The organism is Sporosarcina aquimarina (genome assembly GCF_023715615.1).
Classification (GTDB): domain Bacteria; phylum Bacillota; class Bacilli; order Bacillales_A; family Planococcaceae; genus Sporosarcina; species Sporosarcina aquimarina_A.
This window is the reverse complement of the sequence record NZ_JAMBOM010000007.1, coordinates 161,578-176,379: the sequence shown is the minus strand read 5'-3', so window position 1 is coordinate 176,379 and position 14,802 is coordinate 161,578. Positions and strand designations below refer to the sequence as shown.

11 protein-coding genes, 15 tRNA genes and 2 rRNA genes are annotated in these 14,802 nt (G+C 42.8%); 23 read left to right on the top strand and 5 right to left on the bottom strand.

Translation table 11 applies throughout. The features are described from left to right. From M3197_RS15210 to M3197_RS15130, 17 genes are all read left to right on the top strand, one after another. Window positions 1-132 (top strand): 23S ribosomal RNA (locus M3197_RS15210); the annotation flags it as partial. Between the two features lie 282 nt (window positions 133-414). Next, window positions 415-530 (top strand): 5S ribosomal RNA (gene rrf / locus M3197_RS15205). A 39-nt stretch (window positions 531-569) separates the two neighbouring features. Next, window positions 570-644: transfer RNA gene (locus M3197_RS15200), tRNA-Asn, on the top strand. 4 nt (window positions 645-648) lie between these two features. Beyond that, window positions 649-740: transfer RNA gene (locus tag M3197_RS15195), tRNA-Ser, on the top strand. A 26-nt stretch (window positions 741-766) separates the two neighbouring features. Beyond that, window positions 767-841: transfer RNA gene (locus tag M3197_RS15190), tRNA-Glu, on the top strand. A 45-nt stretch (window positions 842-886) separates the two neighbouring features. Next, window positions 887-962: transfer RNA gene (locus M3197_RS15185), tRNA-Val, on the top strand. Between the two features lie 23 nt (window positions 963-985). Next, a tRNA-Met gene (locus M3197_RS15180) sits at window positions 986-1,060 on the top strand. Between the two features lie 3 nt (window positions 1,061-1,063). Next, window positions 1,064-1,139, top strand: a tRNA-Asp gene (locus M3197_RS15175). Window positions 1,140-1,157: 18 nt separating this feature from the next. Next, a tRNA-Phe gene (locus M3197_RS15170) sits at window positions 1,158-1,230 on the top strand. Window positions 1,231-1,238: 8 nt separating this feature from the next. Next, window positions 1,239-1,314 (top strand) — tRNA-Thr (locus tag M3197_RS15165). A 13-nt stretch (window positions 1,315-1,327) separates the two neighbouring features. Beyond that, window positions 1,328-1,412: transfer RNA gene (locus M3197_RS15160), tRNA-Tyr, on the top strand. Between the two features lie 7 nt (window positions 1,413-1,419). After that, window positions 1,420-1,493 (top strand) — tRNA-Trp (locus tag M3197_RS15155). 41 nt (window positions 1,494-1,534) lie between these two features. Beyond that, window positions 1,535-1,607 (top strand) — tRNA-His (locus M3197_RS15150). A 13-nt stretch (window positions 1,608-1,620) separates the two neighbouring features. After that, window positions 1,621-1,692, top strand: a tRNA-Gln gene (locus tag M3197_RS15145). Window positions 1,693-1,698: 6 nt separating this feature from the next. Continuing rightward, window positions 1,699-1,773, top strand: a tRNA-Gly gene (locus M3197_RS15140). Between the two features lie 10 nt (window positions 1,774-1,783). Beyond that, window positions 1,784-1,857 (top strand) — tRNA-Cys (locus M3197_RS15135). Window positions 1,858-1,892: 35 nt separating this feature from the next. Beyond that, window positions 1,893-1,973 (top strand) — tRNA-Leu (locus tag M3197_RS15130). Window positions 1,974-2,113: 140 nt separating this feature from the next. On the opposite strand, the gene M3197_RS15125 is transcribed toward M3197_RS15130, so the two are convergent. Further along, window positions 2,114-2,836 carry a B3/B4 domain-containing protein gene (locus M3197_RS15125; protein ID WP_251662435.1) on the bottom strand — a complete coding sequence of 241 codons (723 nt, stop codon included), beginning with the start codon at window positions 2,834-2,836 and terminating at the stop codon, window positions 2,114-2,116. A gap of 55 nt (window positions 2,837-2,891) precedes the next feature. On the opposite strand from M3197_RS15125, the gene queG reads away from it, so the two are divergent. The 3 genes from queG to M3197_RS15110 all read left to right on the top strand — a co-directional run bounded on the left by queG (window position 2,892) and on the right by M3197_RS15110 (window position 5,671). Continuing rightward, window positions 2,892-4,031 (top strand): tRNA epoxyqueuosine(34) reductase QueG, encoded by a 1,140-nt coding sequence (queG, locus tag M3197_RS15120; RefSeq protein ID WP_251662458.1) that lies wholly within the window; start codon window positions 2,892-2,894, stop codon window positions 4,029-4,031. 14 nt (window positions 4,032-4,045) lie between these two features. After that, complete coding sequence (trmL, locus tag M3197_RS15115) at window positions 4,046-4,519, top strand: tRNA (uridine(34)/cytosine(34)/5-carboxymethylaminomethyluridine(34)-2'-O)-methyltransferase TrmL (RefSeq protein WP_251662433.1); 474 nt, start codon at window positions 4,046-4,048, stop codon at window positions 4,517-4,519. Between the two features lie 324 nt (window positions 4,520-4,843). Next, the gene (locus tag M3197_RS15110) at window positions 4,844-5,671 is read left to right on the top strand and encodes an aldo/keto reductase (protein WP_251662431.1); all 828 of its coding nucleotides are present in this window, start codon (window positions 4,844-4,846) and stop codon (window positions 5,669-5,671) included. Between the two features lie 48 nt (window positions 5,672-5,719). Here the strand turns inward: M3197_RS15110 and M3197_RS15105 are convergent, their stop codons facing one another. Genes M3197_RS15105 through M3197_RS15095 form a run of 3 tightly spaced genes read right to left on the bottom strand, consistent with a single transcriptional unit; the run spans window position 5,720 to window position 7,485 of the window. Further along, window positions 5,720-6,559 (bottom strand): RluA family pseudouridine synthase, encoded by an 840-nt coding sequence (locus tag M3197_RS15105; protein WP_251662429.1) that lies wholly within the window; start codon window positions 6,557-6,559, stop codon window positions 5,720-5,722. 23 nt (window positions 6,560-6,582) lie between these two features. Beyond that, window positions 6,583-7,056 carry a thioredoxin family protein gene (locus M3197_RS15100; RefSeq protein WP_251662427.1) on the bottom strand — a complete coding sequence of 158 codons (474 nt, stop codon included), beginning with the start codon at window positions 7,054-7,056 and terminating at the stop codon, window positions 6,583-6,585. Between the two features lie 3 nt (window positions 7,057-7,059). Next, window positions 7,060-7,485 (bottom strand): disulfide oxidoreductase, encoded by a 426-nt coding sequence (locus M3197_RS15095; RefSeq protein WP_251662425.1) that lies wholly within the window; start codon window positions 7,483-7,485, stop codon window positions 7,060-7,062. A gap of 117 nt (window positions 7,486-7,602) precedes the next feature. Here M3197_RS15095 and M3197_RS15090 point away from each other — a divergent pair, with 117 nt between their 5' ends. Beyond that, window positions 7,603-9,159, top strand: coding sequence for a bifunctional GNAT family N-acetyltransferase/carbon-nitrogen hydrolase family protein (locus tag M3197_RS15090; RefSeq protein WP_251662423.1), 1,557 nt, complete (start codon window positions 7,603-7,605; stop codon window positions 9,157-9,159). A gap of 37 nt (window positions 9,160-9,196) precedes the next feature. Here the strand turns inward: M3197_RS15090 and M3197_RS15085 are convergent, their stop codons facing one another. Beyond that, entirely contained in the window at window positions 9,197-10,546 is a 1,350-nt protein-coding gene (locus tag M3197_RS15085) for a hemolysin family protein (RefSeq protein WP_251662421.1), read from the bottom strand. A 543-nt stretch (window positions 10,547-11,089) separates the two neighbouring features. Between M3197_RS15085 and M3197_RS15080 the strand changes: the two genes are divergently transcribed. Together M3197_RS15080 and M3197_RS15075 are read left to right on the top strand one after the other, a co-directional pair. Next, on the top strand, window positions 11,090-12,829 hold the full coding sequence (locus M3197_RS15080; protein ID WP_251662419.1) for an ABC transporter ATP-binding protein: 1,740 nt from the start codon (window positions 11,090-11,092) through the stop codon (window positions 12,827-12,829). Next, window positions 12,829-14,577, top strand: a complete 1,749-nt coding sequence (locus M3197_RS15075; RefSeq protein WP_251662417.1) for an ABC transporter ATP-binding protein — start codon at window positions 12,829-12,831, stop codon at window positions 14,575-14,577. Before M3197_RS15080 ends, M3197_RS15075 begins: the two co-directional genes overlap by 1 nt. Window positions 14,578-14,802 lie beyond the last annotated feature (225 nt).

Here is a 14,802-nt window from a genome sequence, read left to right as displayed (position 1 = left end):
CCCCCTCAAGATGAGATTTCCCATTACGCAAGTAAGTAAGATCCCTCAAAGATGATGAGGTGGATAGGTCTGGTGTGGAAGCATGGCGACATGTGGAGCTGACAGATACTAATCGATCGAGGACTTAACCTAAAAAGCGGAGACGACCGTTTTGATGCGACAAGCATAAGACGAATCGACGAAGTGGCGTTCTTTGCCACGTAGACGAGTTGACTTATGATCTCGAGCATCAGGGAGTCGGAGCTGGATTGCAGCAAACGCACAAGTTAGAGAAACGCAGGATTGTCTTAAGTTTCAATGTTGGTTTTATCTAGTTTTGAGTGATTAATTAAAAAATCTTTTAAAAAGAAATTGAAATTAACGCTTGCATTTACAACTTGAGTATGGTATAATAATTCTTGTGTTGTGAAAACGTCTGGTGATGATGGCGAAGAGGTCACACCCGTTCCCATACCGAACACGGAAGTTAAGTTCTTCAGCGCCGATGGTAGTAGGGGGCTTCCCCCTGTGAGAGTAGGACGTCGCTAGGCTTTCACTACTAAGTGAAAATCCTTTAATAGTTTATCTATTCCGCAGTAGCTCAGTGGTAGAGCAATCGGCTGTTAACCGATCGGTCGTAGGTTCGAGTCCTACCTGCGGAGCCATAATGGAGAGCTGTCCGAGTGGCCGAAGGAGCACGATTGGAAATCGTGTAGACGGTTAACGCTGTCTCAAGGGTTCAAATCCCTTGCTCTCCGCCAGTTAACTTCTCTATTATAACTAGTATGGCCCCTTGGTCAAGCGGTTAAGACACCGCCCTTTCACGGCGGTAACACGGGTTCGAATCCCGTAGGGGTCACCATTTATATTCTTATGAATAAGATATGCCAGCAACACATAGTATTGTGGAGGATTAGCTCAGCTGGGAGAGCATCTGCCTTACAAGCAGAGGGTCGGCGGTTCGAGCCCGTCATCCTCCACCATTATATCTTAATAATAGTATTATCGCGGGGTGGAGCAGTGGTAGCTCGTCGGGCTCATAACCCGAAGGTCACAGGTTCAAATCCTGTCCCCGCAACCAAATGGTCCCGTGGTGTAGCGGTTAACATGCCTGCCTGTCACGCAGGAGATCGCCGGTTCGATCCCGGTCGGGACCGCCATTTTCTTTAAAATCATATGGCTCAGTAGCTCAGTCGGTAGAGCAAAGGACTGAAAATCCTTGTGTCGGCGGTTCGATTCCGTCCTGAGCCATCTTATATGCCGGTGTAGCTCAATTGGTAGAGCAACTGACTTGTAATCAGTAGGTTGAGGGTTCAATTCCTTTCGCCGGCACCATGAAATTCCCTTTGGTGGGGTAGCGAAGTGGCTAAACGCGGCGGACTGTAAATCCGCTCCCTCCGGGTTCGGCGGTTCGAATCCGTCCCCCACCACCATTTTTACAGGGGCATAGTTTAACGGTAGAATAGAGGTCTCCAAAACCTTTGGTGTGGGTTCGATTCCTACTGCCCCTGCCATTTATCTTACTTGTCTCTTGAAGTGCTACATTCTTATTATGGCGGTTGTGGCGAAGTGGTTAACGCACCGGATTGTGATTCCGGCACTCGGGGGTTCAATTCCCCTCAGCCGCCCCTTTTTATTTTTTGGGGTATAGCCAAGCGGTAAGGCAACGGACTTTGACTCCGTCACTCGTTGGTTCGAATCCAGCTACCCCAGTTATTAGCGGAAGTAGTTCAGTGGTAGAATACGACCTTGCCAAGGTCGGGGTCGCGGGTTCGAATCCCGTCTTCCGCTCCACTTATTCTACGGCGGCATAGCCAAGCGGTAAGGCACGGGTCTGCAACACCCTTACCACCGGTTCGATTCCGGTTGCCGCCTCCATTACTTGGTTTCCGTTTTATTTATTTTTAAAGTTTGCCCGAGTGGTGGAATGGCAGACACGTCGCACTCAAAATGCGATGCCGTAAGGCGTGCCGGTTCAAGTCCGGCCTCGGGTATCTCAGAAAAGGACAACTTCGGTTGTTCTTTTTTTGTTTTTACTATTATTTTATTTGGCCTGATCTTGCATACAAAAAAACCCGCTTTGAGAATATATGACGGGTTTCGATTATCGCATTAATGAAATTGTGATTGCTGTTCAAGAATTAGATTTCTCATGAGGTGTTAAGTCAGTAACCTCGATAGCAGGTGTGTCACGATCTAGAATGCTTGCTGTTGCCTCTCCTCCATTGATGCTGGTAAACATGGTACCACACGCAGTTGCTAACCTTTGTGCTTCTTCTACATCCATGTCAGGTCGAAGGAACAATACGTGAAGTATTTCTGTTGTCTCTTCCGTGATTGCACTCCGAACAGAGTCCACGTAGGGGCTGCCGAATGGACTGTATCCATCCTTCAGAATTAAAATGTTATGTAATGAATTGAATCTACCGTTTAATCCGTCGTAACCATCTTCAGCGTGTCCCGTCGTCACACGGATATCACCAAAAAGTGTTTCACAATTATACATGCCAGATGGAATTCCATATTGTAGACTGAACAAGGTATTCAAGTCGATTGCACTTGAATGGCTTTTCAGATAATCTTGTTTACTGACACGTCGATATAATGCTTCAGCAGAAGGACGATAACGACTAGGATCTGCACCAAGTGCTTTCCAAACCTTGCGCCATTCGCGGATCCCATCAATTTCATTAAACGTGCGTTCCTCAAGTTCAAAGAAGAGTTGTTCTTGAAATAACTGAAGTCTTCCTTTTAGCATTTGAGGGGAATCGGACACAGTTGTCCTGTTATAATGGATGATGGCTACTTTAAACTCAGGAACTTCATCAAATATTGCAGGTTCTATATGAAATTTCATAAAATCACCCTGTTCCTATTTTTTCTCAAGTTTATCATAAGGGAGGTGGCAGATGGTGAATATCGCTCAGTTGAAACAAGACTTGGTTGCCTATGCATCGGAAATAGGTATAGATAAAATAGGATTTACAACAGCAGCTCCGTTTTTAGAATTGAAAAACCGATTGAGACGGCAACAGGAGCTTGGTTATCAATCAGGATTTGAAGAAAGTGATGTTCAAAAAAGAACAGAGCCTACGTTGCTATTAGATCGTGCAGAGAGTATCATTTCCATAGCGGTTGCCTATCCTTCAAAGATGACTGATGCTCCTAAAGGGAAAAAAGGAGAGCGACGTGGGATGTTTTGCCGAGCCTCGTGGGGAACCGACTATCATACTGTCTTACGTGAGAAGTTAGCTTTATTGGAAGCTTTTCTGCATGAGCGATCATCTGAAGTAAAAACGCGTTCGATGGTGGATACGGGAGAACTCGCAGATCGTGCAGTTGCAGAACGTGCAGGTATCGGATGGTCTGCGAAAAATTGTTCTATAATTACTCCAGAGTTTGGCTCGTATGTCTATCTAGGTGAAATGATTACAAATTTACCTTTTGAACCTGATGTGCCGATGGAGGATCAATGTGGGGATTGCACTCTGTGTCTGGATGCATGTCCAACAGGAGCCTTAATACAAGGAGGACAATTGAATGCGCAGCGTTGTATCGCCTTTTTGACACAAACAAAGCAGCCCATTCCTGAAGAATTCCGTAAAGAGGTGGGGAATCGTATCTATGGGTGTGATACGTGCCAAACCGTATGTCCAAAAAATAAGCGGAAATATAATTTAGAGCAAGAATCATTCGTACCTGAGGCAGAGCTCGTAAAGCCTCTTCTTCAACCAATTTTAAAGTTATCTAATCGGCAATTTAAAGAGACTTTTGGTCATATGTCGGGTTCTTGGAGAGGTAAAAATCCTATACAGCGAAATGCGATCTTAGCGTTAGCCCATTTTAAAGAAGAAACAGCAATACCAGAATTAGTGAATCTACTTGAAACAGATCCACGTCCTATGATTCGCAATACGTGCGCATGGGCTATAGGGGAAATAGGGACCGAAACTGGACGCCAAGCACTTGAACAAGTATTGGAAACAGAAACAGATGATTCGGTAATTGAAGAAATTAAAAAAGCAGTCATGAAGATGACTGTAATTGAATAGAAGGAAGTGGAATTATGCCAATACACGTAGCGCTATTTGAACCGCTTATTCCTGCCAACACTGGCAATATCGCAAGAACTTGTGCAGGCACTGGAGCAAAATTACATTTAATAGAACCCCTCGGCTTTTCAACCGATGATAAAATGTTGAAACGGGCAGGTCTGGATTATTGGGAGCATGTTGATATTACGTATCATGGTGGAATTAATCAATTGTTTGAAAAATTCCCTGAAGGAATTTTTTATTTCATCACCAAATTCGGGACACAAACATACTCCGATTTCAATTTTTCAAATGTCGATCAAGATATCTTCTTTGTATTTGGGAAAGAAACTACAGGGTTGCCTTCTGAAGTTACAGAAGCTCATTTAGATACATGTCTTCGCATTCCTATGAATGAACATATACGATCATTGAACCTTTCCAATACTGCAGCGATACTTGTATATGAAGCGTTGCGTCAACAAGGTTACCCAGGATTACACTAAAAAAGGATGCAGCTCCAATGAGCTGCATCCTTTTTGCTGTGTTATTTTTTCACTTTGCCTGGCTTGTCAGCATAACCGCCTGTGAAGATTGCGGAAAGGAATGCGAAGCAGACGCCCATGATTAGAATTAGTCTCATCAGATACCCTCCTGTTGAATCAGTTGTACTAACCATCATTATACCGGAAGAGCGACAAAAAGGAAATGACTCACGTTAAATTATGTGACATGTGCTGACAAATCCTCCAGCGTATTCGTTTTCTGTATTCACAACGAATGGTACTATTGAGATACGAAATAAGAGAAAACGAAGGAGTGGAACTTACATGTCAGCTATCTATACAGAAACGAAACAACTTGCGAACGGAGTACATATGCCAAAGTTTGGATTGGGCGTCTATAAAATGACAGACACCAAGCAAACGGTTGAAGCGATTACTTATGCATTGGAGCACGGATATCGTGCGATAGATACAGCATCGATTTATGAAAATGAGACAGAAACAGGAGAGGCGATCCGTGCTTCAGGAATTTCTCGCGATGAGCTTTTCATTACATCTAAAGTATGGAACACAGACCAAGGGTACGATCAAACCCTACGTGCGTTTGAATCTTCCTTAAAAAAGTTAGAGCTCGACTATTTGGACTTATATTTGACACATTGGCCGGTTAGCGAAACGTTTGTGGATACGTACCATGCAATTGAACGATTGTATGAAGAAAAACTAATTCGAGTACCAGGTGTCTCCAATCACCATATCCACCATCTCGAAAAACTGTCTGTTACTGCGAACATTGCGCCAATGGTTAACCAGGTTGAGTTACATCCTTTGCTAACTCAAGTCCCTTTGCGTACCTACTGTTCTCAACAGAATATTGCAGTCACGTCTTGGTCACCACTTGCACGTGGTAAGCTTTTGGATAACGCTGTTTTAGGCGAAATCGGAAAAAGTCATCATAAGACTGCAGCACAAGTAATCATTCGCTGGCATCTACAAAACGATTTGATCGTCATCCCTAAATCGGTTACACCAGAGCGGATTTTGGAAAATAGCCAAATCGGGGATTTTAGATTGTCGGAGGAAGAAATGAAAATGATTGATCAGCTAAACCGTGACGAACGAACGGGTACAGATCCAGATACAATCGGATAAATAAAAAAGCGGCATGGGGGGAACTCCCTATGCCGCTTTCGCTATTCATTAAACAGTAATCACAACTTTTTGCCCTGTAAATGGATGAATGAAAGAAGTTTCTACAGCGGTTAAACGATACGTACCGTCTGGAAGAGCCGCAGCTTCATACAAGTTATCTCCAACTACTGGATGGCCTAAGTGAGCCATATGAACACGGATTTGGTGTGTACGTCCTGTGTCGAGGGTCGCTTCAATCATCGTCGTGTGTTCTTTTCGCTCAATCACTTTGAAATGAGTTACAGCAGATTGACCAGACATTGAAATCCTGCGACGCGTTGGGTGATGTCGATCACGACCAATCGGCATATTGACGCTGCCTCTCATCCGCTTCAATCTGCCTTCCACTTCAGCATGGTAGAGTCGGGTAATCTCGTTGGAAGCAATCATTCGGTCGAACATGGCTTTGGCCATTGGATGTTTTGCAACAATGACAACTCCAGACGTGCCTTTATCAAGACGTTGAATATGCTCTGCGTACGTACCGCCTGAGGCTTGTACATGGGCAATTACGGCATTCATCATCGTTGCTTCACGGCTAGTCCCATCAGGATGAACGGCAATACCATTAGGTTTGAAAACAGCCATGAAGTGATCATCTTCTGTAAGAACTTTCACACCTGGTACATCTAATGGTGCGTATTCAGAGTGGGCTTCAGGTAACTGAAATGTTAACTCAGTTCCTGCTACTAGCGGCGTGCGCCATACTACAGGAACACCTTCGGAATCCGTTACGGCATTCGCCATCCGCAACTCGTGGATATTTTTCTTACCAGCTTGCCAGTCATCACGCAATAATTGTTCAAGTGTACCGTCAGAGTCTTTCACTGTGTACGTAAATGATGTCATGAATTCTTCCTCTTTTCTGTTGCTTACTTTCCGTAATACTCATTGAAGAATGCATGGATATTTTCTTCTGGCTGCAATCCAACAAGTCGGCCGACTTCTTTTCCATTCTCATACTGGACAAGAGCTGGCCACGCTTCAATACCATATTTCTCTTTTACTTCTTCACCATACTCGAGCATATTGTACTGATTGATTTTCACGCCTTCTTCTTTTGCAATCGGCATGAGAACAGGGGTCATTTCCATACAGTAGTGACATTCGGGGTGGAAATAGTACACAGTAGTTGGTTCACCAGATTCAATTTTCTTAAATGTTGCATCCGGCAGTGTAATGCTGTCGTAGTTTTCGTTGCCAATCAAGTCGATGGTAGACGGGTCTAAATCGTCTGTTCCATAAGGATTGTCAGCTAACTTCGATTTGTTTGAAGCTGTGGTCAATGCGATGATCGCAACAAAAAACACCACGATAATTCCGCCGATTATCAATAATTTCTTCATGGATTATTTCGTCTCCTTCAACTGTTTTAACATGATAACACTTGCAATGAATATGAGAGCAAATGCAACGAATGACATAAATGGGATGGTGATAAAACCTAAATAATTTACGTATTGTGCTGTGCAAGGTACATCTCCACATGTACCTGCATGTTCATGAAAGAAGCTCAGCTTTTGTGTTGAATAATGATAAGCAGACAAGCAAGCTCCGAGGAGGCTGAATGTAGCAGTTGTCAGCGCAATACGTCCATTTTTCTGGATAAGTGCAATACCTGCAATTAGAACTATTGGATACATTAAGATACGCTGGTACCAGCAATATAGGCATGGTGTGTATCCTTTTACTTCTGAATAATATAAGGAGCCCAAAGTTGCGACTAACGCAACGGTCCATATCAGGAGTAACAAATTTTCCAAACGCTTATTCATTTCGTGTTCTCCTCTCAGCGATTTCAATTCCTAATTATAGAGGGAAACCAACTTTTTTGCTAACGTTGGGCATAAACATTAAAAAATAGGGTATTCAAGGTAGAGAGGTGATTTGTGTTGAGTGAAGAATTTGATTTATCATCATTTGGAATAAGTATGGTTGTTCGACAAATGGAAATGTCGGACATCCCTGAAATATTAGCGATGCAGGAAGCCTGTTTCCCGGGTATGGATCCTTGGGAAACGGAACATTTAGAAAGTCATATGACTGTATTTCCAGAAGGGCAGTTTGTGGCGGAACTGGATGGACAAATAATTGGTTCATGCTCTAGTTTGATTGTAAATTTTGCAGAATATGATGATCGCCATACATGGGACGACATTTCTGATAATGGCTACATAACAAACCATAATCCTGAAGGATACAATCTTTATGGAATTGAAGTAATGGTTCATCCGGAATTTAGACGTATGAAGGTCGGCGAACGACTTTATGAGGCACGAAAAGAGCTTGCTCGTGAAATGAATTTGAAGTCCATCATAATCGGTGGGCGAATTCCGAACTACCATAAGCACTCAGATGAGATGTCGCCTAGAGAGTATGTCAATTCGGTTGCAAAACATAGAATCTATGATCCGGTGTTAACGTTTCAGCTGATGAATGACTTCACACTGATGCGTATCAATCCGAACTATTTGCCTGATGACAAGGCATCCAAGCGCTATGCAACGCTTATGGAATGGAATAATATCGATTACAAAGCCCTTTCAAAACGTCATTATAAAACGAGTTATCCCGTGCGTATTTGTGTCGTTCAATACTTGATGCGCAAAATATCTTGCTTTGACGAACTAGCTTCGCAAGTGGAATACTTTGTGAATATCGCTGCAGATGCAAACTCGGATTTTGTGGTGTTTCCAGAGATTTTCACAACTCAGCTCATGTCCTTCTTAGACGAGCGCTCTGCCAGTCAATCTGTGCGTAAAATCTCTGAGTATACAGAGGAATACATTGAACTATTCAATAGCCTGTCGGTTCGTTATAACGTCAATATTATTGGTGGGTCTCACTTTGTAGAGGAAGAGAATGAGGAGATTTACAATATCTCTTATCTCTTTAGAAGAGACGGATCAATCGATAAGCAATACAAAATCCATATTACACCGAACGAAAAGAAATATTGGGGAATCAGTGCAGGAGATTCAGTCCGTGTTTTTGACACAGACTGTGGAAAGATTGCCATTCAAGTTTGCTATGATATTGAATTTCCTGAACTTGCTCGAATCGCCACTGAAAAAGGGGCAAATATCATTTTTACGCCGTTCTGTACAGAAGATCGTCAAGGTTATTTGAGAGTACGTTACTGTGCGCAGGCCCGTGCTGTCGAAAACCAAATTTATACAGTCATTTCGGGTACAGTTGGAAACTTGCCGCAGGCAGTTAACATGGATATTCAATATGCCCAATCTGCAATTTTCGCCCCTTCGGACTTTGAATTTGCTAGAGATGGAATTGTAGGAGAAGCGAACGCAAACTTAGAAACTGTGCTTATCGGAGACGTGGACTTAGAGGTATTGAAGCGACAACGTCAAGATGGTACAGTAAAGCAGTTGAAGGATCGCCGTAGAGATATCTACAAGGTAGAGTACTTCCAAAAAAATGTAGAGCAATAAAAAAGAGACGATTCCTTTAAGGAGTCGTCTCTTTTTATTACACCATTTCTTCTTCCATGTCCGCTTCTTCATCTTCGAGCTTCTCAGCTTCTAGATAGAGGATGTGGTGGCCTTCAACATCTTTAACGGAAAATTCATAGCCTTGTTCTATAATTTTTTCTCCGGGGATGGCTTCAAAGCGTTGAGACATGAACCATCCACCAATCGTATCAATATCCTCTTCATCGAGGTCGATGCCAAGCGTATCATTGACATTGTCCAAGAGCATTTTTGCATCGAGGATGAAATGCCCTTCGCCAACTACCTGAACGTCCGGTAACTCGTCTTGGTCGAATTCATCTTGTATTTCGCCAACGATTTCTTCAAGGATATCTTCAATGGTAACCAATCCGGAAGTTCCACCATATTCATCCATGAGAATCGCCATATGAATACGTTCCCGTTGGATTTTTAACAGCAAGTCTCCAATTGCCATTGTTTCAATGACGCGGATGATAGGCTGCATATAAGCAGTGACTGGTAAGTCCCCGTTTTTCGGGTTCTTAATGTACGCTGTGAGCAAATGCTTCATATTGACGAGACCGATGACATGATCTTTGTCACCATCGATGACAGGGTAACGAGTGAATTGCTCAATCCCAGGCATGTTGAAGATTTCAGCAGAAGTCATTTCCTTTTCAATGGTCATCATTTCCGTTCGAGGAACCATAATTTCTTTTGCAATCCGATCATCGAATTCAAATATTTTGTTCACATATTTGTATTCAGATTGATTGATTTCCCCGCTTTTCAAGCTGTCGGACAAAATCATTCGCAATTCTTCTTCTGTATGGGCTACATCTGCTTCATGGATTGGTCGAAAGCCGAACAATCGGGTCACTAGCCTTGCTGAGCCATTTAAAATCTTAATGAATGGATACATCGTGCGATAAAAGATGATAAGTGGTTTCGCAAGTGCTAGTGTTAACGTTTCTGCTTTCTGAATCGCTACCGTTTTGGGAGCAAGCTCACCAATGACAACATGAAGGAATGTCACGACAATAAGCGCGATAGAAAAAGAAAGGAAGACTGTCATGCTAGTTGATAACTGCAAATAAGCAAACAGAGGCTCAAGCATTAACGCAACGGTCGGTTCTCCAAGCATACCGAGTCCAAGTGCGGTAATCGTAATTCCGAGCTGACAGGCAGACAAGTATTCATCAAGATTATCTACAACTCGTTTAGCATTTATTGCTTTTTTGTTGCCTGCTAAAGCTAGCTGATCGATTCGTGTCATTCTGACTTTCACTATTGCAAACTCAGCTGCAACAAAAAATGCAGTGAGGGCGATCAAGGCAGCAAATGCTGCCAAGCGTATGGGAATATCCAAATGGGTGCTTTGTTTCATGCCAGTGAAGGGGGAAACAAAGCGTACACCTCCTGTGATTTAAAATTAGGTAGTTGATTTTATCATAAATGGTTAATGGGAGAAATACAATGATTTTTCCTTGAGATTCGCTTGTAAGAACCTATTAAATTTTCTAAAGATTTAAAGAAAAGTGTTGACAATGTTGAAAAAAGCATGCTAATCTAAAATTATTCGAAAATCGAAAGGAAAAGGAGGGCTTGACATGAACAAACGTGTAGTGCACAAAATCACTCAACTTCAAGCTTGGCCCTTCGCACCGCGATTATAGTAGATTGAATCTAAAATCGTTAGGTTACAGGGCACCGTTCCCTATTCAGACGCACGTCTCTGAATAAGGAGCGTGTGTCTTTTTATGTTCACTAAAATTAGGTGTTTTCACGCAAAGCGTGTTGCATATACAACTAACTGGAAAGGGGAGCTATAGATGTGATGAACGAAACGATCCAACCTATCAAATTGCTTAAAAAGGAGTCTGCTGAAGGCGGCTAGCCGAAGTTGCTCCAAGAAAGGTCGTAGAAAAGTATGTTTTCGGTTTTAGGAAAATTAAGTTGGTTTTTTAAGGAAAATAAGAAGCGTTATACCATTGCTCTCCTATTATTAATCATGTCAAGTATCTTGGGGATTATCCCGCCGTGGATTATTGGAAAAGCAATCGATGGAATCCACATGAATACCATGAACGCTCAATTGCTCTGGACATATATCGGCATCATGTTACTCATTATCGTGATTGGCTATATTGGTGACTATGTCTGGCAATACCAACTCTTTGGTGGAGCTAATGTCATTGAACGGAAATTACGTGGCAATTTGATGCGTCATTTTTTAAAGATGACGCCCTCATTCTATCAACGGAACAAAACAGGGGACTTAATGGCACGATCGACGAATGATTTGCAGGCTATCTCTGAAACAGCAGGCTTTGGAATCATGACGTTGATCGACTCCACAGTTTACTTATTCACCCTAATTGTCATGATGGGGTTCCTCGTATCGTGGAAGTTGACACTCGCAGCAATTTTACCATTACCAATTTTAGCTTATTTAATGCAAGTGCTTGGAAAACGGATTCACCTGAAATTCGTAACCGCGCAAAAGGCGTTTGGTGATTTAAATGATGACGTTTTGGAAGCTGTGGCGGGCGTTCGAGTAGTACGCGCTTATGTACAGGAACGTGCTGAAGAGCAACGCTTTCAAGAAGCAACAGAGGACGTCTATCGTAAAAATATGGAAGTTGAACGAATTGACGCATTGTTCACTCCTATTTCAAAAATCATGACCTCCCTCTCGTATATGATTGGTCTCGGTTATGGAGCCTATCTAGTTTCAATTGGGGAGATGTCATTAGGCGGGCTAGTCACATTCAACGTCTATCTTGGCATGATTGTTTGGCCGATGTTTGCAATTGGTGAACTCATCAACGTCATGCAACGTGGGAATGCGTCACTCGATCGTGTTCAAGAAACATTGAATGCAGTTGAGGATGTTAGAGATCCATCGATGCCTGTGCAGATGAACCGTCCTGGAGTGATCGGTTTTGAAGACGTCAGTTTTGCATATCCGATGTCGGAACGTAAAAATTTGGATCAAATCCGTGTGAAACTATTAGCAGGTCAAACACTAGGCATTGTTGGGAAAACCGGCAGTGGAAAAACGACGTTTGTCAAGCAGTTATTGCGTGAATATCCTTCAGGAGAAGGAATGCTTTCATTTGACGGGAATCGTTTGGATGATATGACAAAAGAACAAGTTCGTAACTGGATTGGTTATGTGCCGCAGGATCATGTGTTATTTTCACGTTCGGTTCGCGACAATATCTTATTCGGTAAGCCGGATGCAGATGATCATGATATTGCAGAAGCGATTCGTCTTGCGCATTTCGAAAAGGATTTGGAACTATTGCCTGAGGGGTTACAAACCCTTGTTGGCGAAAAGGGAGTCGCTCTTTCTGGAGGACAAAAACAGCGGATTTCTATCGCTCGTGCTATTGTGAAAAATCCAGAGATTCTAGTCTTGGATGACTCATTATCCGCGGTAGATGCTAAAACAGAGACAAGAATCATTGAGAACATCCAAAACGAGCGTAGTGGAAAAACAACAATCATCACGACGCACCGCTTGTCAGCAATTCAGCATGCGGATTGGATTATTGTCCTTGAGGATGGCCATGTGACGGAAGAAGGAAATCATGAAGACTTGCTCTCGATGAACGGCTGGTACAAGGAACAGTATGATCGCCAGCAGATCGGAGGGGGAGAATGATGACGACAGGTAAACGATTAGTAAATTATGCACTGCAATTCAAAGGCTATTTCATTGGCGGCATGGCGCTCCTTGCAATAGCGGTTGGGGCAGATTTACTTGGTCCGATTATTGCAAAACAAATTATCGATAATCACATAGCTGGTGCAACAACAGGTGGGATTGACTTTGAACCAATTGCTAAACTTCTTGCAATCTTTTTCAGCCTAGCAGTTGTCACGGCGATCTTCCGCTATGGCCAGTATTTGCTTTTGCAGGCGACAGCGAATCGCATTGTCCAGAAAATGAGAAATGAACTATATCAACATATTCAGACGTTGCCAATCAGTTATTTTGATAACTTGCCTGCAGGTAAAGTTGTGGCACGGGTAACGAATGATACTGAAGCAATCCGTAATTTGTATGTAACGGTTGTGTCCCAATTTGCAATTAGTGGCATGTACATCATTGGAATCTATATCGCATTATTCAGTTTGGATCCGAAAATGGGAGCGATTTTGCTCTTTGTCTTGCCATTACTTTATATCTGGATGATTCTTTATCGGAAATTTGCTTCCAAAGTCAATCACGTCATACGCGCAAAAGTCAGTGACATGAATGGAATGATCAATGAATCCATTAACGGGATGACGATTATCCAGGCATTTGGACGCGAGAAACAAATGGAAGACGAATTTGAAGAACTGAATACGACGCATTATGACTACCAGACGAAGTTACTGAAAGTGGAAGCGGCAACTTCCCATAACTTAGTCAATGCGATACGTTCGATGACGTTCGTTATTTTCATTTGGTATTTCGCAGGAGCTTCAATTACAACAGAAAGCGCTGTATCCGTAGGTTTGTTGTACGCATTTGTTGACTACATTACACGTCTGTTTAACCCGGTAACAGGTATCGTGAATCAGTTCGCAAGACTCGAGCACTCTTTAGTTGCTGCCGAGCGGGTGTTCCAGCTGATGGATCGGTCTGGAGAACCTGTGAGTGACGAACGAATGGAACGATACGAGGGAAATGTGACATTTGAAAATGTATGGTTTGCATACAAAGAAAAAGAGTACGTTCTTAAGGACATCAAGTTCGAAGCAAAGCGTGGGGAAACTGTCGCACTCGTTGGTCATACAGGCTCAGGGAAAAGTTCCATCATGAACCTACTGTTCCGTTTCTATGATCCGGTTAAAGGCAAGATTTTAATTGATGGTCATGATATTACTTCCTTACCACGCCAGACGATCCGCAATCATATGGGGATCGTACTGCAAGATCCTTATTTGTTCACCGGAACTGTTGAATCGAACATCAGTCTTGGCGATGAACGAATCACCAGGGAAAAAGTGCGTGAATCACTGGAAGCAGTTGGTGGAGAACGAGTTCTCGAGCATTTGCCTAAAGGAATTGAAGAACCTGTAGTTGAAAAAGGAAGCACGCTCTCTAGTGGACAACGACAGCTCATCTCTTTTGCGCGGGCACTCGCATTCGACCCTGCAATTTTAATATTGGATGAAGCCACGTCCAATATTGATACGGAGACGGAGGAAATTATCCAACATGCGATGGACGTATTGAAAAAAGGACGTACGACGTTCATCATTGCCCACAGACTTTCAACCATTAAAAACGCAGACAAGATTCTAGTGTTAGATCGTGGTGAAATCGTTGAATGTGGAACGCATGACGAATTAGTGCAGCTCGATGGTCAATATGCTCAAATGTATAAGTTACAATCCGGGATATCCGTTTCAAGTTAAGAAAGTCGAAGCCACTGAGCTTCGACTTTTTTGATGGGCTTTTGGAAGAGTCTACATAATAGAAGGGAAATGAGCATAATGGGGAGTGAACCGGAAACTTACAAGCGAATCTCGGCAATGGGACGACGGAAATCGGCATTTCCATCCATTGAATCGGGAGTTTGACGGAAAGAATCGGTAGGAATGAAAAATGAACTTTAGCACAACTTTGTGCCATTTGTTTCG